Genomic DNA, 23,044 nt, shown 5'->3' on the forward strand with positions numbered 1-23,044 from the left:
GGGCCCCGTTCCCGGGCTTACCGCTGGTCGCCCCCGGACCCTTGGTGCGCGGCGGACGTCCCGCGGGGGGCGAGCGCCTCGCCCGCAGCGGGCGGACCTGTCCGGGGAGACATGCCGCTTCAGATGGGTGCCTCGTGAAGGGCCGTCGTCATACCCCTCGGCGGGGCGGCATCCGGGGCCGCGGTCCCGTCCGCAGGGCGCTGCTGCGCGACCGCCGCCTGCTGCTCGGACTCTGCGCCTGGTCCGTCGCGGAGACCGCGCCCGCGCTCCTGGTCGGCCTGGCCGTCGCGCGGGCGATCGATGAGGGTTTCGCGGCGGGCAGGCCCGGCGTCGGCTTCGCCTGGCTCGCCCTCCTGTGCGGTGCCTGGCTGGTCGCGGCGGCCGGTGCGCGCCAGGTGGTGCTCACCGTCGGCGCGATCGTGGAGCCGTTCCGCGAGGAGTTGCTCGATCACGTCGTCGGCAGCGCGCTGCGTCAGTCGGGCGCGGCGGGGCACAGCCGGGCGACCGCGGCGGTCGCCCGGTCCAACCTTCAGGTCGAGCTGGCCCGCGACGCCCTCGCCTCGGTCATCACGGTGGTCAGGTCCTTCGCCTTCACCGTGGTGAGCGTCGTGCTCGGCCTGAGTGCCCTCGCCCCCGAGGTGCTCGTGCTGGTCCTGCCGCCGTTCTTCGCGGGCCTGTGTCTCTTCCTGCTGTCGCTGCCCGCGCTGGCCAGGCGGCAGCGGGACTTCATCCTCGCGGACGAGCGCACCGCCGAGTCGCTCGCCGCCATGGCGGGCGGGCTGCGCGACATCACGGCGTGCCGGGCGGAGCAGCGGGTGGCCGCCGTGGTCGGCGCCCAGGTGACGCGACAGGCGCAGACGGGGCGCTCGCTCGCCGGGGTGACCGCGCTGCGCACCGCGTCGCTCGCGGTCGGCGCCTGGCTGCCGGTGCTGCTGATTCTGGCGGGCACCCCCTGGCTGGTGCGCAACGGAGCCGGGGCGGGGGTGATCCTGGGCGCCCTGGTCTACGTCACCCAGTCGCTCGCCCCCGCGTTAGGCAACCTCGTACAGGGGCTTGGGATGAGCGGGGTCAAGCTGCGGGTGGCGCTCGAACGCGTCCTGCGGTCCGGCGGACCGCCCCGCCCCGCGGCCGGGCGGAGCACGCCACGAGACGCCGGGATCGAGCTGCGCGGCGTGACGTTCGCCTACGGGCCGCACGCCGAGCCGGTGATCTCCGGTCTCGACCTGTCGGTTCCCGAGGGCGACCACGTCGCGGTCGTCGGCCCGAGCGGCATCGGCAAATCGACGCTGGCCGCGCTCGTCACCGGAGTGCTGCGCCCCGGCGCGGGACGGGTCCTGGTCGGTGGCGTCCCCGCGGAACGGCTCGATCCGGCGAGCCGGGTGCTGATCCCCCAGGAGGCGTACGTCTTCAGGGGCACGCTCCTGGAGAACCTGACCTACCTGGCCGAGGCGCAGCGGGATGCCGTCGAGGAGGCGGTGGCGGTGGTCGGCCTGACCGCCCTGGTCACGCGGCTCGGCGGCTACTCAGCCGAGATCCACGCGGGACTGTTATCGCCCGGCGAGCGGCAGCTGGTCGCCCTGGCCCGCGCCTACCTGACCCCGGCCCGCCTGGTGATCCTCGACGAGGCGACCTGCCATCTGGATCCGGCCGCGGAGGCGAAGGCCGAGGAGGCGTTCGCCCGCAGGGGCGGCACGCTGCTGGTCATCGCCCACCGGCTGACCTCGGCGAGACGGGCACGGCGGATCCTCGTCATGGACGGCACAAGCGTCCAGTTCGGCGGGCACGAGGAACTGCTTGCCTCGTGCCCGCCGTACGCGGACCTGGCAGGCCACTGGAACCCGTCGGACACACAGGAGCTGGTCCCATGATCTATCCGCCCGCCGAGCGGGAGCCGGTCGTCGACCACTTCGGCGGCCGTGCCGTACCCGACCCCTATCGGTGGCTCGAGGATGAGGAGAGTCCGGGGACGCGGAGCTGGCTGGCGGCCCAGGACGAGCTGTGGCGCGGCCACGCCGCGACGCTGGCCGGACGCGACGGGTGGTACGCCAGAGTCGCCGGGCTCACCGGGGCGGGAATGGTCGGGCCGCCGCTCTGGCGCGGCGAGCGCCGCTTCTCCGTGCGCCGTACGGCCGCGCAGGAGCACCCCGTCCTGCACACCGCCGCCCCCGGGGAGGCGGAGCGGGCGTTGATCGACCCGGGGGCGCTCGATCCCGGTGGCCTGACCACGCTCGACCACTGGCAGCCGGACATGGAGGGCCGCCTGCTGGCCTACCAGCTGTCCAGGAGCGGTGACGAGCACTCACGCCTCTACGTCATGGACGTCGGAACCGGGGAGGTCGTCGAAGGGCCGATCGACCGCTGCCGCTACTCACCGGTGGCGTGGCTGCCCGGCGGGAAGGCGTTCTTCTACGTCCGCGCCCGCAGGGTCTGCCTGCACCGGCTCGGCATGCCCGCGGAGGACGACACTGTGATCTGCGGCGACGAGCGGTCCTACGGCCTGGGGATCAGCGGGGACGGCCGCTGGCTGACGGTCTCCGCGGCGGCCTCCTGCGGCAACGACCTGTGGCTGGCCGACCTGTCCGCCGCGCCCGCGGAAGAGCCCGAGCTACGGGTGGTCCAGGAGGGAACGGGCACGGTCACGGTACCCGCCGTCGGCCCCGACGGACGCCTGTACCTGCTGACCACCCTGGGCGCGCCCCGGGGCCGCCTATGCGTCGCCGACCCGCGGCATCCGGAGCCGGACGGCTGGACCGAGCTGGTCGGCCCGGATCCCGAGGCGGTGATCGGTGACTTCGCGATCGCCGAGGGGCCGGCGTTACTGGTCGGCTGGACCCGGCACGCGACCAGTGAGATCAGCGTCCACGACCTGGCGACCGGCGAGCGGCTCGGCCGGGTCCCGTTGCCCGGCCTCGGCTCGGCGGGGCGGATGTCCACCCGTCCCGAGGGGGGCCACGAGGTCTGGTTCACCTACACCGACAGCGTCACCCCCGGGAGCGTGCACCGCTACGACGTGCGCACGGGACACACCTCGCTCTGGGCCGCGGCGCCGGGTGCCGTCGAGGTGCCGGAGCTCGAGGCCCACCGGCTCGTCTACACCTCGGCGGACGGCACATCGGTGCGAATGGTCGTGCTCGCCCGTCCGGGCGCGGGGCCCAGGCCGACGATCCTGTACGGCTACGGCGGATTCGGGCGCCCGCTGACCCCGTCGTACTCCAGTTACGTTCTGCCCTGGGTCGAGGCGGGCGGGGTCTTCGCGCTCGCCCAGCTGCGGGGCGGTGGCGAGGAGGGCGTGGAGTGGCACAGGGCGGGCATGCTCGGCCGCAAGCAGAACGTCTTCGACGACTTCGCAGCCGCGGCGGAGCACCTCATCGCGGAGGGCTGGACGACGGCCGCGCAGCTGGGCGCCTGCGGCGAGTCGAATGGCGGCCTGCTGGTCGGCGCCGCGCTGACACAGCGCCCCGAGTTGTTCGCCGCCGCGGTCTGCTCCGCTCCGCTGCTCGACATGGTCCGCTACGAACGCTCGGGGCTCGGCCCCTCGTGGCGCTCCGAGTACGGCTCGGCCGAGGACCCCGAGCAACTCGGCTGGCTGCTGGGCTACTCCCCCTATCACCGGGTCGAGGACGGGGTCGACTATCCGGCGACGCTGCTGGCCACGTTCGGCGGCGACTCCCGGGTCGACCCCATGCACGCCCGCAAGATGTGCGCGGCGCTGCAGCGGGCGACCTCGGGGTCCCGACCGATCGTGCTGCGCCACGAGGGCGACGTCGGACACGGGTCCAGGGCGGTCAGCCGGTCGGTCGGCCTGGCTGCCGACATGCTGGCCTTTCTGGCCGGGCACACCGGGCTGGCGAATCGTCCAGGTGTGCCGGGCTCTCATCTGGCCGATCGCCCAGGAGCGCCGGGCCCCGGGATCAGACCCGCCTCCGGTAACGAATCCGGGGTCAGATGCGCTTCCGGTAACGGATCAGACCGATCTTCCTGATGTCCTCGGGCCACAGCCAGCCCGCCTCCTGGGCGATCGTGACCGCCTCGACCCTGGTCCTGGCCCCCATCTTGGCGAGAATCCGCGACAGGTAGTTGCGGACCGTGCCACAGGAGAGGAAAAGCCTCTTGGCGATCTCGTTGACCGGCTCGCCCTCGGCCGCGACCTTGAGCACCTCGAGCTCGCGCGCGGTGAGCGGGTTCTCCTTCGCGTGGAGCGCGGCGACGGCCAGCTCCGCGTCGATGACCCGTTCGCCGCTCGCCACCCGGCGCACGCAGGCGGCGAGCTCCCCCGCGGGCGCATCCTTGACGACGAACCCGCGCGCCCCTGCGTCCAGTGCCCGCCGCAGCGCCGCAGGCGTCGCCAGACCTGTCAGCATGACCGTCTTGCAGGCGGGCAGCTTGCGGCTCAGCTCGAAGGCCGCGGCCAGGCCGTCCGTGCCGGGCAGCCCGATGTCGATGAGGGCGACGTCGGGCCTGGCGCGAAGGCAGGAGGGCACCACGTCGTCACCGTGGCCGACTTCCTCGATCACTTTGATGTCGTGCTCGGCGGAAAGCAAGGCGACCATCGCTCCACGAACGAGGTGCATGTCCTCGGCGATCAGGACGCTTATCACGGGTCGTGTCCCCTTTTCGGCGGCGTACTCGTGTCCCTGTTAATCCGGTCGTGTCCCTGTTAATCCGGCTGCTACCCGCAGAAATCATTGTGCTACCCACAGAAATCATTTGTCAGCCGGATGACCCAGACGAGTACCCCACAGGAGCGGATTAAGCCTCCCCCGGGGACATGAATACGAACGACCAGAAGGACGGTGCACGGCGAGCGACGCGGCTCTGGTGAAACGTTTCACCGGAGCTCCTGAACCGCCCCGGTCTCGGTGATCGTCCGGCGCCCTTACCGGTGGGCCCCTCGCGGGCCGTACGATCAGCTTCCTGGACCCGCCGTGACATGTCGGCGACAACCTGCTCGGACGCGCCACCGCGCGGCGTCAGGTCCGTGATTGTCGGGCGTAAGCCTTACGGTAGGGCGCGTGCCAGAGACGAACCACGAGATCACGCTCGACTCGGCCCTCTCCGAGGAGGCCGTGCTCGCCACCTACCGCCGGATGTTCGCCGCGCTCGCGCGCGACAGCGGCGCCGTGGTGGACGAGCCCGCGCTGGTCGACATCGCCGAGACGCTGTTCGCGGCGTTCGCCGAGGCGGGTGAGGAGTGGCTGACACACGAACAGATGCGTCACATCTGCCGGGCCTACCCGCTGGACCAGTTCGAGAACCGGCTGCGGGTGCTCAAGGGGCTCGGCGCGATCCGTGAGGTGTTCCCCAAGCCCAATCAGCTCCGCTACCGCGCGTCGTTCACCAGCGTGGTCGGGCTGATGTTCATCCGGCGGATGATGGACGACGGCGGCCAGTCGGAGATGCACCGGCTGCTCGCCCTCGAGGACCTCAACGTCGCCGACCCGCGCACGACCATGGAGGAGGCGCGCCTCAGCGCGCAGAACCTGTCGCGGGCCTTCAGGCTGTGGGCGCTCGAGCTGATCACACTGACCAGTGGCACCATCGAGGAGCTGCGCGAGCAGGCTCCGAAGCTCTGGGGTACCGAGGAGATCGCCCGCAGGGCTCAGAGCCTGCACGCCACGATCCTCACCCGCTGGCCCGACCTCGACCGGACCTGCACCGAGCTGCGCGCGTCGATCTACTCCTACAGCGACGCCTCCCGCCGCGCCGCGGGACGCCTCGCCGACTCCGCGGGCACGACCAGGAACCTCACCCTGCTGCCCGCGGAGACCTGGCGGACCTTCGCCCAGACGGCGACCAGGGAGCGGCTGGCCGCCGTGCTCGACGGGTTCGTCTTCGACGCCCCGGCGCCGTGGCACGACCCCGCGGCGATCGTCAGGGCCGTGGACGAGAGTCCCCGCCCCGCTCCGGCCCAGCCGACGCCGCCGCGTTCCGCGCTGCCCGATCCCGGCCCCGCCGACTCCTATGAGCCCGGTGGCGGCGGCCTCGACCATCTCGCCTCCGTCGCGGAGGCCGCGCTCGCGGGGCGCACGAGCGCCCGTCTCGAGGAGCTGCTCACCGCGGACGGCGAGTGGGTCTCGGCGCGCCGCCTGCTGGCCGACCTCGTCTCGGCCGACCTGCGGCCCGAGTCCCCCTACCGGCTGCGCTGGTCCGACGCCCTCACCGCGGACCCGGACGCCGAACCGGCCTGGCTGTCGCACGGCCACCTGGAAAGGACGGGGCATGACGCCTGAGCTGGCGCACGCGCGGGCCAGGGCCACCGGCCCCCTCGCGCTCGGGGCGGGCGAGCCCGCGCCTCCGGGGATGACACGGCTCGGCCGCGGCGACGGGACCGGCACGGCACTGCCCGCCTGGCCCGACGGGGCGACCCCGTCCCTCCTGGAGGAATACCAGGTCGCACCGGTGAACGTCGAGCGGTCGGGCGAGACGAGGCGGGTGCTGGCCGCGGCGCTGAAGTGTTGCTGGACCGACCTGACCGCCGACCCCTGGCCCGGGACCCCCGCGCCGGTCGAGGACGTGCTGTCCGCCTACCGGGCGCTGATCGGGCGCGGCGACGACCTCATGCGCAACTGGGCGGTCGGCGCGCTGCGCCGCCTGCACGACTCGGCCTGGCTCGAGGTCGGCCCCGGGATCGTACGGCTCGGCCCCCGCTGCGCCTGCTGGCCCGCCGACTCCCACGCCCAGCTCAGAGAGCTGGTACGGCGTCTCCCCTCGGGGGACGACGCCTCCCCCGGGCTGGACGTCCTACCCGTCCCGGAGAGCATCGGGGAGGCCGTGGAGAGCCGGGAGACGGCCGCGGACGGCCGGGACGACGGCGACCACGCGGGCGGCGGAGACGGCGGAGACGGCGGAGACGGCACGGACGGCGAGAGCCTCGAGGACGCGGGCGGCGACGTGGACCTCTCCGCCGAGGGGGCCGCGAGCGTCGCCGTCCCCGACGGGGTGGACGAGGATCTGCTCGGTCCGTTCGACGAGCGGCGCAGGGCCGAGATCGTGGCGGCCTTCATGGTGGTCGAGCACGCGGCCGAGCCGGTGCACGAGGCGCGGTTTCCCGCGCTGCGCGACCCGGCGCCGCGCCGTACGCTCGCGGAGATGCTGCGGCGGCGAGGCCGCACCCTCGTCCAGGACCGTGAGGCGTGGACCTCGGGCTACGCCGACGAGACGGCCGCGCGGACCGGCACCCCCCTGGGAGAGGCCGAGCGCGCGGTGCTGGTGCTGGTGCTGGTCCACTCGGTGGCGATTCCCCGCGCGGAGGGCCTGCTGCCCGCCGACAGCTGGCTGTCGCCGTTCCCCGCCCAGGCCGACGAACTGCGCAGGCACACCAGACTGCCGGTCGGCGAGCTGGACGCGGCGCTGAGGACGCTGCGCCATGCGGGCCTGCTCGTCCAGGTCAAGGCGGGAGAGGAGGCCGGGGGTTATGTTCCGGGACCGCAGTTCCACCGGCTGACCCCACGGGCCAGACGCCGCCTGCAGGAAGAGCTGATCCTCGCCGCGGGACCGCACACCCCGCTGGCGGCGGCCGTGAGAGCTAATCGCCGATGAAAGGAATGACAGGGGTGACCGAGCAGCCGGACCAGTCCGCCGAGAGCTCGCGAGACAGCGGGAGGAGCCGGGCGCGCGGGGCAGGCGGGACGAGCCGGGCGAGCGCCGCCGGGGATGTCGAGACGTCGAGGCTCACGCCCGGAAACCAGACCGGCGGGGTGGGCGCGGACACCGAGAAGGCGAAACGCGCACACGGGAACCAGACGGCCGGGACGACCGAAGGCGTGGGCACCGAGACGGCGAAGCACACGCACGGAAGCCAGACGGCCGGGACGACCGAGGGCGTGGACGCCGAGAAGGCGAAGCACGGGAGCCAGGCCAGCCTGGTGCCCGTCGAGGTCCGGGCCGCGGCGCCGAGCGAGAACGTGGTCGGCGACCGCGTGCTGATCGCCGTGCAGGCCGTCAACATCTCCAGGCTGTCGACCCACCCGGTGCCGACCGTGCCCGGCACGCTGATCGTGGTCGCGGGCGCGGGGCCGAAGGACTCGAACGGCGCGGGCAAGTCCTCGTTCATCGCGATGATCACCGCGTTGCTCGGCGACGAGCAGTGGCGTTTCGCCTCGGGCGCGAAGGCGGTCTCCGAGCTGCTGTTCAACGCCGAGCTCGCCGCGGGCGGCGGCGGCAGGACATGGGCCAGTGCCGACCACGGATACATCGTGGGCGTCTTCGCGGGAGCGGGCACCCCGAAGGGCACCACAACCGGCACTACAACCGGCACCACAACAGGCACGACCACCGGCGCCGCGCACGGAGCCGCACACGGAGCCGCGAGGAACCCGGTGGCGGGCACCTCCCGGGAAGCCGCCGACGCGACCGCGCAGAACGCGGCGGGCGAGACGCTCGACGACGCGGTGACCGTGTGGCTGCGGGTCAACCAGGAGGCTCCGCACCTGGAGATCCGCTGGACCCAGGGGGTGTGCGTCGCCTCCGCCGCCTCGGAGGCCGAGCGGGTGACGCGGGCGGACCAGCTGTGGGCGACGCTCCCGCGTTCCGCGGGGCGCAGGGACGTGGTCGCGCGTGACCTGACCAGGTTCCTGTACGGCGACCGGGTCAGGTGCGTCTCGTTCCTGTCCACCTCGGTGCGGAGCAAGGTCGCCACGAACCTGCTGTCACAGCCGCTCAACGAGATCTCCCCTGAGCGGGTCTTCGAGGCGATCGCCGCGTTGACCGGCCTGGACACCGAGCTGGACCAGGAACGGGACGCCAGGCGCGACGAGCACGCCAAGCGGGTGCGGGCGGCGCGGGCCGTCGAGCTGCTCAGAGAGTTCGAGGGCGAGTCCCGGGCGCTGCTCGAGACCTTCGACCGGCGTGACCGGGCCAGGGTACGGCTGGCGGAGGGGCTGCGCTGCTGGCGCGGGCGCCTGGCGCGCAGGCTGGCCGACGCCGCCAGGCGCGACGAGGCGTTCGCCGCCGACCTGGAGCGAGTGCGCGCGTCTGGCGAGCAGGCGGCCGAGGCCGTCGCCGAGGTCAAGGCGGAGATCGCCACCCTGAAGGACGACACCCTGGAGCGCGGCCTGGCGCAGGCGCGCAAGGAGCTGGCCGCCCTGCAGGCGCGCGCGGCCAAGCTGGACACCGACCGTGCGGTCGCGGAGAACTCGGTCGACGAGCTGCGCGGGCAGATTCCCGGTCTCGAGGAGCAGCGGCGGCTGGCGGACGGCCGCGACGTACGGACCGCGGAGACCGAGCTGGCCCAGGCCAGGCTCGGCCTCAACGAGGCGCTCAAGGCGCTGGGCGTGGCCGATCGCGAGGTCGAGGGAGCCAGGTCGGCGCTTGACGACGCGGAGGGCGGTCCCGCGGCGGCCCAGCTCAACGCGCTCGCCACGGCGGGCGTGGGGGCGACCGGCCTGCTCGACGCACTCGACGTGGCCGAGCAGGCCCGCGACGAGGAGACCGCTCCGGGCCGGACGGGTCAGGCGGTCGCGGCTGTCCTGGGCGCCCGGGGATGGCCGGGGGAACACGCCGTGATCGTGGACGCGGCCGACCTGGCGTCCGCGGCGGAGGCGCTGGCCGCGCTGCCGGGATCGGTGTTGGTCAGTGCGGCGGGCGTCACCGTCGTCGGGGCGTTCGAGGCGGTCGCGACCGGCAGGGAGGCCCGGATCAAGGCCGCCGAGCTGCGGCTGCACCGGGCGCGGGACGCCCAGGAGACGGCCGCGGCGGCGGTGCGGGCCGCGGAGGACGGGGTGACCGAGGCAGGGCGGAGACTGGAGGGGGCCAGGGCGGCCGTGCGGCTGGCCGACATCGAGCGGCGCATGGCCGAGCGGCGCGTGACGCTCACCGAGCTCACCGAGGCGCTGGCGGAGGTCGGGCCGAAGGTGGGAGAGGCGGAGCGGCGGGCGAGCACGCTCGACTTCCGTTCCAGGACCAGGAACATGGAGATCGAGCGCCTTGAGGGGCGCAGGGCGAGACACGAGACGGAGCGCGACCAGGCCGCGGAGCAGGCGGCCAGGATCGCGGCGGAGCGGCAGGCGCTCGGGATGGACGCGCTGGCCGCCGACTGGGGCGGAACGACCGAGGGAGCCGGGCAGTGGCTGGCGGCACTGGCTGAGCAGGAGCTTCCGCTGACGGCCGAGGAGTGGTGGCGGGCGGCGGAGCGCCGCCTGGACGAGGCGCTGCGCGACACCTTCCCCGGTGAGGACGACGAGATGCCCGAGGAGCTGGGGTTCCTGGTCCGGCAGCGGGCCGAGCCCGGCGCGGGGCGGACCGCCCGCGAACAGGCGACGTTCCCCGGCATCTGCGCGGCGCTGGCGTCCTACCTTCGCGGCCAGGAGGAATACGAACGCCACCAGCGCCGCCAGATCGAGACCCAGCTCGCCACCAGGCAGCGGGACCTGACGGCCGCGGCGAAGGGCGCCGAGGAGGCCGCGCAGTCGACCGCCGTGCACCGGGCCGCGCTGAGCGCGGCGATCAAGGCGCGGCTCACCCGGGTCGCCGAGGAGTTCGACAAGCTGGACACCTCCTACGGCGGCTACGGCGCGGCGCTGGAGTTCCCGGTGCCGCCCGCGCCGGCCGACCCGGAGCAGCGCTGGGCGTGGCGGGTCACCCCCAAGTGGCGCAGGGGGGAGGGCCAGGGCTTCGTACCGTACAACCGGCGGGCGAACACGGCGCTGATGGACGAGAAGGCGGTCAAGCTGGTCTGCGCGGCGGCGATCGCATCGTCCGGCGGCGGCCATCTGTGTCTCGTCCTGGACGAGCTGGGCCGCAACCTGGGCAAGGAGCACCGCAGGGAGGCCGTCGCGCTGTTCCGCAGGATCGGCGAGACCTACGGGATCACGGTGATCGGCGCGCTCCAGGACGACATGGAGCCGTACGCGGTCGACGCCTGCGGACAGTACATCAAGCTGCGCCGCTCCTCTGACGCCATGCCGTACAACGAGCCGCCGGTGATCATCGGTCATGACGACCACACGGAGCGCGTGCGCGCGCTCGCCTCGGCGGTGAGCAGGTGAACCCGCGCGACGAACCCCCGTGGTGATGCGGGTGAACCCGTGCGGCGAGTGGGGTGAACCTCCGTCGCAGGCCGCCGCGGTGAGCGGGCCGTCGGTGGGGGAACAGCCGGTGAAGGGATAATCTCGGCAGTCGGCAGGAAGTGCGGACCGGCGGTAGCGCGGGCCGGTAGAGGTCGGGAAGGTCAGGGAGATCGGTGTCGGCGTCGCCACTGGGTCGGACACCCGCCAAGCACGACCTCTACCGGGCCATGGCGCTGGCGCTGCGCGTGGGCGAGCTGCTGCTCGGCAGCGGCGAGGCCACCGAGACGGTCGCCGGCACCATGCGCAGGATCACCAACGCCTACGGCGTTCCGCACTGCGAGGCGGACGTCAACCTGTCGGCCATCACGCTGTCGCACGTCCCCTCTGACGGAAGCGTCCCCGTCACCGCGGAACGCCGGGTACGGCGCAGGCTGCCCGACTACGACCGGCTGATCGCGGTCCACGAGATGGTCAGGGAGACCTCGGGCGGGACGGTGCCGCTCGAGGAGGCCGAGGCCCGGCTGCGGAAGATCACCCGGCGGGTGCGGGTCTACCCCGACTGGTTCCTGATCACGTCGCTCGCGCTCATCGCCTCCTCCGCGAGCATCCTGGTCGGCGGTGGCGTGCTGGTCGCGGTGGCCGCGTTCGCCGCGACCGTGCTCGGCGACCGCGCCGGCGCCTGGCTGGCCAGGCGCGGGGTGGCGGAGTTCTTCCAGCTCGCGGTCGCGGCGATACTCGGCTCACTGGTAGCCGTGCTGATGGTCTCGATCGGCGCGCCGGTGCGGGCGGAGGCCGTGGTGGTCGGCGCCGTCGTCGCGCTGCTGCCGGGGCGCCCGATGGTGGCCTGCGTGCAGGACGGCATCGCGGGCGAGTACGTCACGGCGACCGGCAGGCTGTTCGAGATCTTCTTCATCCTGGCCGCGATCGTCTCGGGTATCGGCATCACGCTGTACGCGGCCGTCCGCCTCGGTGTGCCGCTGACCGTGGAGGACGTGCCCGCCGCGCCGTTGCTGATCAGGCCCGAGCAGCTGCTCGGCGCGGTCGGGGTGACGCTGTCGTTCGCCGTCGCCCTGCTCGTGCCGCCCCGTCACCTGATCCCGGCGGCGGCCGGCGGCGCGGCGGTCTGGGTGGTCTTCGTGCAGTTGCACATCTGGCAGGTCCCGATCATCCTGGCAACGGCCATCTCCGCGGCGGTCGTCGGGCTGTTCGGCAGTGCGTACGCCCTGCGTGCCCGGGTGCCCTCGATGGTGATCACGATTCCGGCGATCGGCTCGCTGCTGCCGGGAACCGCGCTCTACCGGGGCATGCTCGAAGTCAGTCTCGGCCACCGGAGCGCGGGCCAGGAGAGTCTGCTCCAGGCTCTCTCGACCGCTCTCGCCCTGGGCGCGGGGGTCATCCTCGGTTCGGAGATCCTGCGCGCGGTCACCGGTTCCGACCTGACCAAGCGGGTCAGACGGCAGGGTGCCCGCCGCGTCCGCGGGCCGTTCATCAGCCGCCCCGCGGCCCGCCGTACCCGCGGATACTGACCGGTACGGCATGCCGGCGGCGCGTCAGAGACGCCCGATGCTCGATGGGCGAGTTCCCGCACGCCGCCGGTCCCCACCGGTGTCGGCGAAAGGGCTGGCGGGAGGGCGGCCGAGGCCGCTGGGTCACGGGCTCAGACGCGGGGCCGGCGCGCCTGCGGGCCAGGTGGTGGCGAGGGTGAGCATTCCGAGGACGATCGCGGCGGCCACGGCGAGGACCGCCGCGGACGTGTCTGCGGCCGCGGCGCAGAGCGGGGCGAGGGCGGCCACGCAGAGGGTCGCCGCCCGCAGGACGACGGTCCTGGTCCGTACGGCCCGGCGGACCAGGGCACCGAGCACGGCGACGAGCAGGCTGCCCCAGATCAGACCCGCCACGTACTCGTCGCCCGCTTCTAAGCGGTCCAGGGCGTGCCGGACGGCGGGCGAGCCCGCATTGAGGGGGACGATGCCCGGCATCCGATCGGGAAAGAGCAGGAAGGCCCCGTAACCCAGCAGGGAGACCAGCGCGGCGCAGACCGCGCCGCCGTACAGCGCGGCCACGACGGCCTGCCTGACGCTGCCGGTGCGCAGAGCGGTCGTCAGCATCGCCGCCCCCGGCGCTCCCACGACGATCGCCGCCAGCCACAGGCCGTGTCCCGGCAGGCTGTCGGCGAGCGGCGGCAGGACGCGCTCGAAGGGCACGAGCATGAAGCACGCCGGGCCCGCCACGAGGCCCGCGCCGGCGCCGGAAGCCAGGCAGACCGGGCCGGCGGCGGAGTCACGAGCGGTCATGGCCAGCAGCACAGCGGCGTAGAGCGCGAAAGTGACCATGCCGAGCGGCACGCCCGCTCCCGGCTCCAGGATCTGAGGGCCCCGGTTGTCCACGACGGTCACCAGCAGGTACGTGCCCGCCACGACATAGCCGCAGGCCCGTGTCAACAGCGCCGCCCTGGAGCGCCCTGTCGGGCCGAACAGGCCTGGCCTGCCCGCCAGCCAGGCCAGCGACGCCATGACCAGCACCAGTGAGAGAACTTCCGCTTCGACGACAGGGGAGGCGATCCCACCGGCCAGCACCAGCGCGACGGCGGCGGCCGTTCCCGTCAGATGTCCGACGGCGCGTCGCGTCACCGCCTGCAGCAGCGCCGTCCGGACGCAACCGAGCGCGAAGCGCGTGCGGTCGCGACCTCCTTCGAGCCCGAGGAACTCCGCGCGCATGGCGAGGCCCCAGTCGTGGCGGCGCGCGGGCAGGATCCACGTCGCCAGGGCCAGGAGCGTTTCCGCCGCGCCTCGTCGGCGCGGGCGGCTCACCAGGCACTCCGTGGTTCGCCCTGGGCGCCGATCCCGTCCGGCTCCGGCGTGACCTCGGCCGCCAGCAGGCGTCCCGCACCGGTGAGCCGGTACAGATGCCTGGGCGGGCGCCCCTGCGGCGGATCGGGCTCCCAGGAGGTTTCGAGCATTTCCCGGTCGGCCAGGCGGATCAGGATCGGATACAGCGAACCCGCCTTGAGGCCGACCTGGCGGCCGAGCTCGTAGCCGTAGCGCCACGCGGACGGATCCGCGGCCAGGGCGCGCAGCACCGCGACGGTCTGGGGAGAGGGGCGCCTGGTCCTGGTCACACTGAAACTCTACCTATATAGACTTTCATCGGAAAGAGGGAGGGGACCGCGGAACTCGAAAGATCCGGCCCTCACGCCGGGCTTCCGGGAAACCCGGCCCTCACCGCCTCGTCACCGGAGAACAGGCACGCCCGCCGACGAACCGGTCTTCACGATCGTTCGTACCTCACCCGCAGGCCGTCCATCATCAGGCCGAGGAGGCGCTCGGCGTCGTCGTCACCGTGCTCGCCCGCCCAGGCGATCGCGTTGACGAGCTTGATCAGGTCGGCGTCGGTGACGTCGTGGCGGATCGCGCCCGCGCGCTGGGCGGCGGCGAGCAACCTGGCGCTGCTGCTGCGCATCGTCTGGCACGAGACATACAGCTCCGACCCCGGATCGCGGATGCTGCTCATCAGCGTCGCGGCCAGACCCCGGTAGGCGGTGGTGTGAACTACCAGATGACGCATCCACTCCAGGAGCGCCTCCTCGGGGGAGTCCGACTCCAGCAGCTCGCGAGCCCGCACGTCGAGAGTGACGACACCGTCGTGGAGCACCGCCTCCAGCAGCGCCCTGCGGGTGGGGAAGTGCCGGTAGAGGGTGCCGATGCCGACCTCGGCCGCACGCGCGACGTCCTCGAGGGACGCCTCCGTGCCCTGCTCGGCGAAGGCCGCCCCGGCGGCGGCGAGCAACCGCTCGTAGTTACGGCGCGCATCGGCGCGCATGGGCCGTTGAGTGGTCGTCACCTTGGCTCCTCGCTGCTCGGAGGCAGCCTCCGCGCAATTAGCGGAGTCTTCCTCCGAATAGGTTATCCCGCCACCGACGGTACCGGCCATGACCGTCGTTCCCGAGGAGCCGCTCCCCGGCGTTGAGCGGCTCCTCTGGCGGCCGGGCGCCGCGTGACCCCCTCGACACGTCACAATCCCGGCGTTACGCCCTGAGGTCATGGCGCCGAGACCGAGAGGGTCGAGCCCCTGCGTTCCTTGCGGACGCGCAGCTGCGCGGGGACCCGGGTGCGCAGCTCGGCGACGTGGCTGACGATGCCGACGGCCCTGCCGCCGTCACGCAGGCCGTCGAGGATGTCCAGCACGTTGTCGAGGGTGTCCTCGTCGAGGGTGCCGAAGCCCTCGTCGATGAAGAGCGTGCCGAGCTCCACTCCCCCGGCCTCCGCGCTGACCACGTCGGCCAGGCCGAGGGCGAGCGCCAGCGAGGTGATGAAGCTTTCGCCGCCGGAAAGCGTCGCGGGATCGCGGCCGACTCCGGTCCAGCCGTCCAGGACCCGCAGGCCGAGCCCGCCCCCCGACCGGCTCCGGTCGCCCGCGACACGGCCAAGGTCGTGTTCGAGGAGGTAGCGCCCGCCCGACATGCGGTCGAGCCGTGCGTTGGCCGAGTCGACCACCTGGCGCAGACGCTCGCCGAGCACGTAGGCGGACAGGCGCATCTTCCACCGGTTGTCCCCCGAGGTCCCGCCGGTCAGGGCCGCGAGGCCGTCTGCGACGCGGTGCCGCTGCTGCGCGGGGCGCCAGCGCTCCAGGCACCCGGTCAGCTCGGCGCGGAGCGCGACCAGCCTGGCGAGCCGGGTCTCCGCCTGGCTCCTGGCGGACAGCAGATCGGCCTGCGCTGCGTCGGCGGCGTCACGCTCGGCCCGCAGCACGTCGAGATCGGGCTCCGGCTCGGCCGCGGCGGCGATCAGCTCGGGGTCGGACAGCACGGCGGCGACCGCCGTGCGTTCTCTTTCGAGCTCGCGGAGCCGTCCGGCCTTCTCCTCCTGCTCGGCGAGCGGACGGACCGCCGCGCGCGCGTCCTCCGTCCCGAGGAAACCCGCCTCGACGGCGGCGGCGCCCGCCGCCGCCTGGGCTGCCGCCAGCTCCGCCGCGGTCACCCGCTCCTGCCGGGTGGCCTCGACCGCTTCCGTGAGCAGCCCGGCCTCGTCCGCCAACCGGTCCAGCCTGGCGGCGAGGGTCGGATCCTCGCCGCGTGCCTCATCGATGCGCGTGGCCAGCCGCTCGATGTCCGCGGTCAGCCGTTCCTCGCTCGTACGGCGGGCGGCCAGCGTGACCGCGAGCTCGCGCGAGCGCTCCTCAAGCTCGCCAAGCTCGGCCACGATCAGCCCGACCTCTGCGGCCAGCCCCGGCTCTGCTCCCGCCGACTCCCTCAGCAGGGCCAGCGCCGCCCGTGCCGCCTGGAGCTCCTGCGCCGCGAGCTCCGTGGTGATGTCGGTTCCCTCTGACGCCTCACGATGGGCCGCCGCCAGTTCGACGACGCGGGTGGCCGCGTCGATCGCCGTATTCAGCAGGGCGGTCTCCCTCACCAGGCGGTCCCTGCGGGCCTGGACCGTGGCGTCGGCGCCGCGGGCCGCGTCGAGGCGGGCGCCGAGCCGGTCGTGTTCGGCGCGCCATCCGGCCTGCCGGGCACGGTCCTCCGCCAGCAGCCGTGCGGTGTCAGCCGCCCTGGTTCTCACCTCGTCCAGCTCGGCCGCGACGTGGTCGGCCTCCTCGGCGAGCGCGGTCTCCTCGTCCGCCTCGGCGACCAGTCCGGCCAGTTCCCGCCTCGCCTCGTCGAGGATCTCCTGAGCCTGCTGCGCGGTCAGGTCTCCCGCGACGGCGAGGGCCTCCTCCAGGCGGGAGGCCAGGGCCGTGACGGTGTTCTCCGCGGCTCCGCGCCGCTCGGCGGCAGCGTCGTAGGCGCTCTGGGCCGCGCGTTCGTCCTCGGCGGTCGGGGCCAGCGGAGCCTGAGCGGCCGGGGCCGGGTGCTCCGGTGAGCCGCAGACCGCGCAGGGCTCGCCGGGGACGAGCTTGGCCGCGAGCTCGGCGGCCATGCCGTCGATCCTGGCCTGACGGAGGTCCTGGTGGCGGTCACGGAGCCGCTGGGCGAGATCGACGGCCTCCGCCTGGGCCGACCTCGCGGTCTCCAGCTCGGCTCGGCGGGCGTCACGCCGCCTGGCGGCGTCGAGCCGGTTGGCCGCGGCTTCCGCCCGCGCCCGCGTCTCGGGGATCTCCGCCGCTTTGGCCCTGGCCTCGGCCAATCCGGCCAAAACCTCGGCGAGCCTGGCGGGCAGCTCCTCCTGCCGCTCCCTGAGCGTCTCCTCCCGCTCCGCCGCCGCGGTGAGCTCGGCGTCGAGCCCGGCGAGCAGCCCCGCCAGCTCGGCGAGCCTGGCCTCGTCGCCCCGCATTCCTTCCAGCCCGGCGAGCTCCTGCCCGCGTTCCCGTTCCCACGAGACCAGCAGCCCGTGGATCCGCCCCTCGTCCGCTGCCGGGATCGTCCCGGACACGGCCTCGTCCAGGCGGGGCTTCGGCTCCGAGGATCCGGGCGTCACGGCCTCATCCACGTCAGCGGGCGAGTCGGGCAGCGAGGACAGCGCGACCGCCAAGCCCTGTCGTGCCGTGGCCAGCCCGGCGGCCAGGCCGTCACGTCGTTCCGCGCCTCGCAGGCGGGCGGCCGCGGTCTCCTCCATCGACTCGGCGGCCGGGATGCGGGCCGCGTCAAGGCGGGCGGCGGAAAGACGGGTCTCGACGTCGTGCCGGAGGCCGGGAAGGACCGCGAGACGGGCGTCGGTCACACTCTGGCGGGCGCTCAGCTCGGTGATCTCCCGGATGACCAGCTCACGCTCCTGGACGATCCTCAGCAGGCGTGGTTCCTCCGCGCGCAGCTCCCCCAGCCTGGTGATCTCGTCCTGGCGGTCGCGCGCCATCGCGGCCAGCCGCTCCGGGGAAACCCACCGGTGGCCGGTGACGGCGTCGTCCGCGCCCCGCGGGAACGGCCGGCCGGGGGCGGCCGGCTCGGTCTCCACAAGGGGAAGCGCGCGGGCGACGGCGTCGGCGGCCAACCTGCGGGCCTTGGTCGCGGCCTCGGCCCGCTGCTCGGTCGCCTGGATCATGGGCAGCACCCGGGCCGCTCTGGCCGCCTCCGCGAGGAGGAGCTCCAGATCCGCCCGCTCCTCAGCGGTCTCCTCGAGCACCCGGTCGCGTGTCAGCGCCTCGGCGTGGCGGCGGCGCCGATCGGCCAGCGCGGCGCCGTGCTCCAGTCTGGCGCGTGCCTGCCGTACCGCCTCCTGCCCGCCGGTGGAGTCCTGGCTCACCCTGGCCGCCGCTTCTGCGGCGAGCCGCTCGAGCTCGGCGGCCCACCCGAGCGGGTCGTCCTCGGCGGAGACCGCCTGCGGGAGTCCGGTGCGCTCCGCGGCGGGTGTGCCTGCGGCCGCTGAGGTGACGTCCTCGGCGTGCTCGGGGTTCTCTGTGCTCTCAGCTGTGCTCTCAGCCGTGCTCTCAGCCGTGTTCTCCGCCTCACCGGCTGCGTCCTCGGCGCCGTCACCGGCCAGGATCGCGAGGAGGTCGGGGCCCGCCGCCTCCTCGAGGCGTTTGACGGCGAAGTCCACCTCCTTGCGCAGGGCCTGCTGCTCGCGATGGGCCTCGGTCCGCTTGTCCGCGAGCCAGGACTCCGCGGCGGCGTAGACCTTCACGGAGAACAGGCGTTCCAGGACCCTGCGGCGGTCCTCGCCGTCGGCGCGCAGGAACCTGGCGAAGTCTCCCTGCGGCAGCATCGCGACCTGGAAGAACTGGTCGGCGTTCATACCCAGCAGGGTGCCGATCAGATCCCCAGCCTCATCGACCCGCGTGGTCAGCCCGATCCACTCCCCGGAGGGGGTGAGCTCCTGGACGAGCGCCTTCTCATTCTCCCTGGTCGTGCCCTCTCCCCTGAGCTTGGGGCGTTGCCAGGCGGGCGATCGGCTGATCTTCAGCCGCCGTCCCCTGATGGTGGCCTCCAGCGCCACGGACGGTCCCCTGCCGGGTGGCGCGTGATCGCAGCGCAGACTCTTGGCACTGTCACGCTTGCCGGGCACCCTGCCGTACAGGGCGTAGCAGAGCGCGTCCAGCACGGTGGTCTTGCCCGCGCCGGTCGGGCCGTGGATCAGGAACAGCCCCGCCTCCGCGAGGGCCTCGAAATCCACCTCCTCCTCCCCGGGGAAGGAGCCGAACGCGTTGATCCACAGACGGTGCGGGCGCATCTACGCCATCGCCTCCTTTACGCGACAGGCCTCGACGGCATCCTGGAGCAGGCGGGTCTCCTCGGTGTCGGCCGCCTCGCCCCGCACCTCCCGGACGAAGTCGAGCGCCACCTCGATCTCCGGTCTTCCGGCCAGCCTCGGCCGCGCCACCGTCTCCCCGACGCCGCCCTCGGGCTCGAAGGAGAGGCTGAGGGTGTGCTCGAAGCGGGATCTGAGGCGTTCCATGGCGCCCTTCGGCCTGACCGGGTCGGTCAGCGTCACCTGGAGCCAGTGGTCCTCGTAGCGGGCGTGATCGGCGGAGCCGAGCAGATCGTCGAGGCGGCCGCTGATCCTGGCGATCCGCCGCGGGACGGGGGCCTCGGCGAACTCCGCGCTCACCCGCCCCTCGGAGTCGATGTCCACCAGCCAGGACCCCTTCACCTGGCGTTCCTCGGAGAAGGAGTAGGCGATCGGGGAGCCGGAGTAACGCACGGTCTCGCTCATCCGCTGGCGGCCGTGCAGGTGGCCGAGCGCCACATAGTCGACGCCGTCGAACGCCGAGAGCGGGACATTCGCGACGCCGCCGACGCTGATGTCGCGCTCGCTCTCGCTGGACTGCCCCCCGGTGACGAACGCGTGGGCGAGAACGACGGAGCGGGGCCCCCGGAGCGCAAGGTCCGCGCGGATCAGGGACATGGCGTGCTCGATCGCGGCGGTGTGGGTGCGCTCGCGCAGCTCCCACGGGCCGCGCACCAGCTCGGGCTCCAGGTAGGGGATGCCGTAGAACGCCACGTCCTCGACGACCACGGGCTCGCCGACCCGCCCGGGATCGGTGCGCAGGTGGACGCCCGCCGCGTCGATCAGGCCCGCGCCGAACCCGAGCCTGCGCGCGGAGTCATGGTTGCCGCTGATCAGCACGGTGCGCACGCGCTCGGCGACCAGCCGTTGCAGAGCCTGGTTGCACAGCTCGACCGCGTCGACCGAGGGCAGCGCCCTGTCATAGACGTCACCGGAGACGACGACCACGTCGACCCGTTCCGCCCTGACCGTCTCGATCAGATGGTCGATGAAGACCTCCTGGGCGCCCAAGAGGCTCTCGCGGTGGAACGAACGGCCCAGATGCCAGTCCGAAGTATGGAGCACTCGCATGTCACTTGAAGCTAACAGGCCTCCGCCGCAAACGAGGCCACTGTGACCACACTGCTCACATTCCCTCCACCTTGGGGACGGGTCGTGAGTACGCTTGAAGATCGAAGGGAACGATACCTGCATACGTTCATCCCGGAGGCGAACGACGATCGGGGAGCGGATCGGCATGTGGTCTGGCCGAGGCGTGTTGAGCGTGGCGGCGGGAGTGGTCCTGCTGGCACTCGCGACGATGGGCTACACCCTGCCGCCCCCGTTCGACCCGCCGCCGCTGAACGTGGACCCCCTCTTCCAGACCCTGCCCGCCCAGCCCGCGGCGGAGACCAGGCCGGTCTCCGCGAACGGGCAGATCTCCGTCGAGGAGCTCACCGTCGACGCCGGGGACACCACCCTGAGCGCCACGATCCGCGCTCCGCTCACCCCCGGCAGACATCCCGCCCTGGTCTTCGTCCAGGGTGCGGGAGCGGGCGCGCGCGGCGAGTTCACCACCCAGGCCGAGTGGCTGGCCAGGGCGGGGATCGTCACGCTCGTCTACGACAAGCGGACCGTGCGCTACGACTTCCGCAACCGCGACTTCGGTCTGCTGGCCGACGACGCCCTGCGCGTCCTGGCCAGGCTGAGGCTGCGTGCCGACGTCGACCCCGCCAGAACCGGCCTGTGGGGGGTGAGCGAGGGCAGCTGGGTGGTCCCGATCGCCGCGGCCAAGAGCCAGGACGTCAGGTTCACCGTGCTGGTCTCCGCGCCCAACGTCTCACCGCTGCGGCAGGTCACGTGGGCGCTCGGCGAGCAGCTCGACCGGCTGCACGCGCCCAGCGGGGTGCGGGAACTGCTCATCAGGGCGATGAGCGCGGTCCACATGAACTTCCTGCGCTACGACGGTCTGCCCGCGCTGCGCCGGATGCACCGCCCCGTCCTGGCCCTGTACGGCACGCGCGACCCGTCGATCCCGTTCGTGGAGAGCAGCAAGGCGCTGACCGGCGCGCTCACCGAGGGCGGCAACGCCGACTACACGATCCGCTACCTGAAGGGCGCCGACCACGGCATGCGCCTGCACGGCGGCCCCTTCGCCCCCGGCTATCTCGAGACGCTCTCCAACTGGGTCAGGGGCCTGCCCGGCACCGCCAGGCCCGCCGTGCACATCGCGGGCGCGACGCCCGTCCAGCGCTACGAGGCGAGCGAGGTGCCGACCGCCCCGTGGTACGCAGGCGCGACGGTCCTCGGGCTGACGTTGTGCCTGGCCGCGGTGGGATACGTGGTCGGCCCGGTGGCCGAGATGGTGGTACGGCTGCGCGGCAGGCAGCTGCCGGGTGAGGCCAACGCGAGAGTCTGGCCGCCGATCAGACGCCGGTTCCGGCGGATGGCGTGGACCGGCGCCGGACTGCTCGTCTCGGTTGTCGCCTTCATCACGCTGCTGGTGCTGTTCTCGGTGAACCAGGCGGGGGCGTGGCCCGCGGTGCTCGCGGGGTGGCTGGTCATCAGGATCCTGGCGGTGCTCATGCTGCTGCAGGAGGTCACGGCCGCCGCGGCGGTCGTCTCCGGACTGCGGGAGGGCTGGGAACCCAGCCGCCCGCAGCGGGCCGCGATCGGCGGGGTGCTCGGCGGCACCGGACTGCTGCTGGTCGCGGGCGCCTACTACAGCCTCTTCGCCTTCCCCTGGTAGCAGTCGAGCCATCGGTCCATCTCGGCGAACGTCCGCTCACGCGCGGGCTGCGACGACAGCACCAGGTCGTGCATGCCGCCCGGCACCCGGACGCACGTGACGTTCGAGCCGATCCTGGTGGCCCAGTGGGCGATCTGCCCGGGGTCGAGCACGACGTCCGCCTCCCGGGCCTCGGGGGCGAAGTCACGCAGCTTCAGCCCCTTCTCCGCGCAGAGCACCAGGACGGGGACGTCCACCCGCAGGCCTCCGTGGAGGCGCCGCTGTGCCCTGCGGATCGCGGCCAGCCACACCGCGTGGACGGGGAACCCGCCGAGCGGTTTCCAGTCCAGGTCGAAATCCCACTCGCCATGGTGGTCGCGGTGCAGGCTCGCACCGTAAGCGGTCGAGATGCCCACCGGCAGGACGGCACGCGGGGACATCCGGGACAGCGGCCCCTTGAACAGGTCCGCGGCCAGGCGCAGCGGGGCCGGGACGTTCAGATCGAGGAAGGGGCTGTTGAGCACCAGGCTCTGGACCAGGCCCCTGCCCCTGACCCGGTCGGCCCAGAGCGCGCAGACCAGCCCGCCGGTCGAGTGGCCGTTGAGGGTGACCTCGTCGTGGCCGTCCTGCTCGCGGATGATCCTGATCGCCTCGTCGATCTCCGGGAAGTACTCGGTGAGGCTGCGCACGAAGGCCCTGGTCTGGTGTGGCAGCAGCGAGCGGCCGTACTTTCGCAGGTCGAGGCCATAGAAGTCGACACCCTGGGCGACGAAGTGGTCGGCCAGGTGGGTCTGAAAGAAGTAGTCGGTGAATCCGTGGATGTAGAGCACGGCTCTGCCGGTGGGGTCGGGGGCGCGCCGCCGTACGAGGGAGGCGACCACCGGCCCCTCGTGGTCGTCGGCCATGGGCAGGGTCGTGAGCTCGTAACCGGGACCGAGAACGTCGGACATGGAAGTCAGGTTACGTCCGAAGAGGCGCTCTCTCAGAGGGTTTCGGACACTTGGTGGGGTTAACGACCCCACCAAGGGCCTCCGAGGCAATTACCGGAAAGGTCGTCGCCGCCGCTCACCGGCGGGGCTCGGCGGACGCCAATCACAGCCCCCATCTCGGCAAAAAAACGTGAACAGAATTTCATTCTAGGAGGTATGTCGGGATAAGGGAGGATTGCCTTTCCGAGT

Annotated in this window: 14 protein-coding genes; 7 read left to right on the plus strand and 7 right to left on the minus strand. The window is 73.0% G+C overall.

Translation table 11 applies throughout. The features are described 5' to 3' along the window. Nucleotides 1-134 precede the first annotated feature (134 nt). Nucleotides 135-1,868: an ABC transporter ATP-binding protein gene (locus AB0395_RS17730; RefSeq protein ID WP_366281753.1), complete on the plus strand. Its 1,734-nt coding sequence runs from the start codon at nucleotides 135-137 to the stop codon at nucleotides 1,866-1,868. Then, a complete protein-coding gene (locus AB0395_RS17735; RefSeq protein ID WP_366281755.1) occupies nucleotides 1,865-3,982 on the plus strand; it encodes a prolyl oligopeptidase family serine peptidase in 2,118 nt (705 codons plus the stop codon). Before AB0395_RS17730 ends, AB0395_RS17735 begins: the two co-directional genes overlap by 4 nt. Here AB0395_RS17735 and AB0395_RS17740 read toward each other — a convergent pair. Further along, entirely contained in the window at nucleotides 3,942-4,598 is a 657-nt protein-coding gene (locus tag AB0395_RS17740; protein ID WP_366281757.1) for a response regulator transcription factor, read from the minus strand. The two genes, AB0395_RS17735 and AB0395_RS17740, sit on opposite strands and share 41 nt — an antisense overlap. Before the next feature lie 414 nt (nucleotides 4,599-5,012). Here AB0395_RS17740 and AB0395_RS17745 point away from each other — a divergent pair, with 414 nt between their 5' ends. The 4 genes from AB0395_RS17745 to AB0395_RS17760 all read left to right on the plus strand — a co-directional run bounded on the left by AB0395_RS17745 (nucleotide 5,013) and on the right by AB0395_RS17760 (nucleotide 12,532). Further along, nucleotides 5,013-6,230 (plus strand): hypothetical protein, encoded by a 1,218-nt coding sequence (locus AB0395_RS17745; protein ID WP_366281759.1) that lies wholly within the window; start codon nucleotides 5,013-5,015, stop codon nucleotides 6,228-6,230. Beyond that, nucleotides 6,220-7,539 carry a hypothetical protein gene (locus AB0395_RS17750; protein WP_366281760.1) on the plus strand — a complete coding sequence of 440 codons (1,320 nt, stop codon included), beginning with the start codon at nucleotides 6,220-6,222 and terminating at the stop codon, nucleotides 7,537-7,539. The genes AB0395_RS17745 and AB0395_RS17750 overlap by 11 nt, the downstream gene beginning before the upstream one ends. Nucleotides 7,540-7,544: 5 nt before the next feature. Continuing rightward, on the plus strand, nucleotides 7,545-10,985 hold the full coding sequence (locus AB0395_RS17755; protein WP_366281761.1) for a chromosome partitioning protein ParA: 3,441 nt from the start codon (nucleotides 7,545-7,547) through the stop codon (nucleotides 10,983-10,985). A gap of 194 nt (nucleotides 10,986-11,179) precedes the next feature. Further along, the gene (locus AB0395_RS17760; protein WP_366281763.1) at nucleotides 11,180-12,532 is read left to right on the plus strand and encodes a threonine/serine exporter family protein; all 1,353 of its coding nucleotides are present in this window, start codon (nucleotides 11,180-11,182) and stop codon (nucleotides 12,530-12,532) included. A gap of 123 nt (nucleotides 12,533-12,655) precedes the next feature. On the opposite strand, the gene AB0395_RS17765 is transcribed toward AB0395_RS17760, so the two are convergent. The 5 genes from AB0395_RS17765 to AB0395_RS17785 form a co-directional block, all read right to left on the minus strand. After that, nucleotides 12,656-13,816 carry a hypothetical protein gene (locus tag AB0395_RS17765; protein WP_366281764.1) on the minus strand — a complete coding sequence of 387 codons (1,161 nt, stop codon included), beginning with the start codon at nucleotides 13,814-13,816 and terminating at the stop codon, nucleotides 12,656-12,658. Then, the gene (locus tag AB0395_RS17770; protein ID WP_366281766.1) at nucleotides 13,813-14,124 is read right to left on the minus strand and encodes a helix-turn-helix transcriptional regulator; all 312 of its coding nucleotides are present in this window, start codon (nucleotides 14,122-14,124) and stop codon (nucleotides 13,813-13,815) included. The genes AB0395_RS17765 and AB0395_RS17770 overlap by 4 nt, the downstream gene beginning before the upstream one ends. A 149-nt stretch (nucleotides 14,125-14,273) precedes the next feature. Next, nucleotides 14,274-14,846 carry a helix-turn-helix domain-containing protein gene (locus AB0395_RS17775; RefSeq protein ID WP_366281768.1) on the minus strand — a complete coding sequence of 191 codons (573 nt, stop codon included), beginning with the start codon at nucleotides 14,844-14,846 and terminating at the stop codon, nucleotides 14,274-14,276. Nucleotides 14,847-15,043: 197 nt separating this feature from the next. Continuing rightward, entirely contained in the window at nucleotides 15,044-19,102 is a 4,059-nt protein-coding gene (locus AB0395_RS17780) for an AAA family ATPase (protein WP_366281769.1), read from the minus strand. Next, nucleotides 19,103-20,230, minus strand: coding sequence for an exonuclease SbcCD subunit D (locus tag AB0395_RS17785; protein WP_366281771.1), 1,128 nt, complete (start codon nucleotides 20,228-20,230; stop codon nucleotides 19,103-19,105). Nucleotides 20,231-20,396: 166 nt separating this feature from the next. On the opposite strand from AB0395_RS17785, the gene AB0395_RS17790 reads away from it, so the two are divergent. Continuing rightward, nucleotides 20,397-21,887: a prolyl oligopeptidase family serine peptidase gene (locus AB0395_RS17790; RefSeq protein WP_366281772.1), complete on the plus strand. Its 1,491-nt coding sequence runs from the start codon at nucleotides 20,397-20,399 to the stop codon at nucleotides 21,885-21,887. Here the strand turns inward: AB0395_RS17790 and AB0395_RS17795 are convergent. Continuing rightward, entirely contained in the window at nucleotides 21,860-22,816 is a 957-nt protein-coding gene (locus AB0395_RS17795; protein ID WP_366281773.1) for an alpha/beta hydrolase, read from the minus strand. The two genes, AB0395_RS17790 and AB0395_RS17795, sit on opposite strands and share 28 nt — an antisense overlap. Nucleotides 22,817-23,044 lie beyond the last annotated feature (228 nt).

Origin of the sequence: Streptosporangium sp. NPDC051023, assembly GCF_040689595.1 — a bacterium.
Lineage (GTDB): Bacteria > Actinomycetota > Actinomycetes > Streptosporangiales > Streptosporangiaceae > Streptosporangium.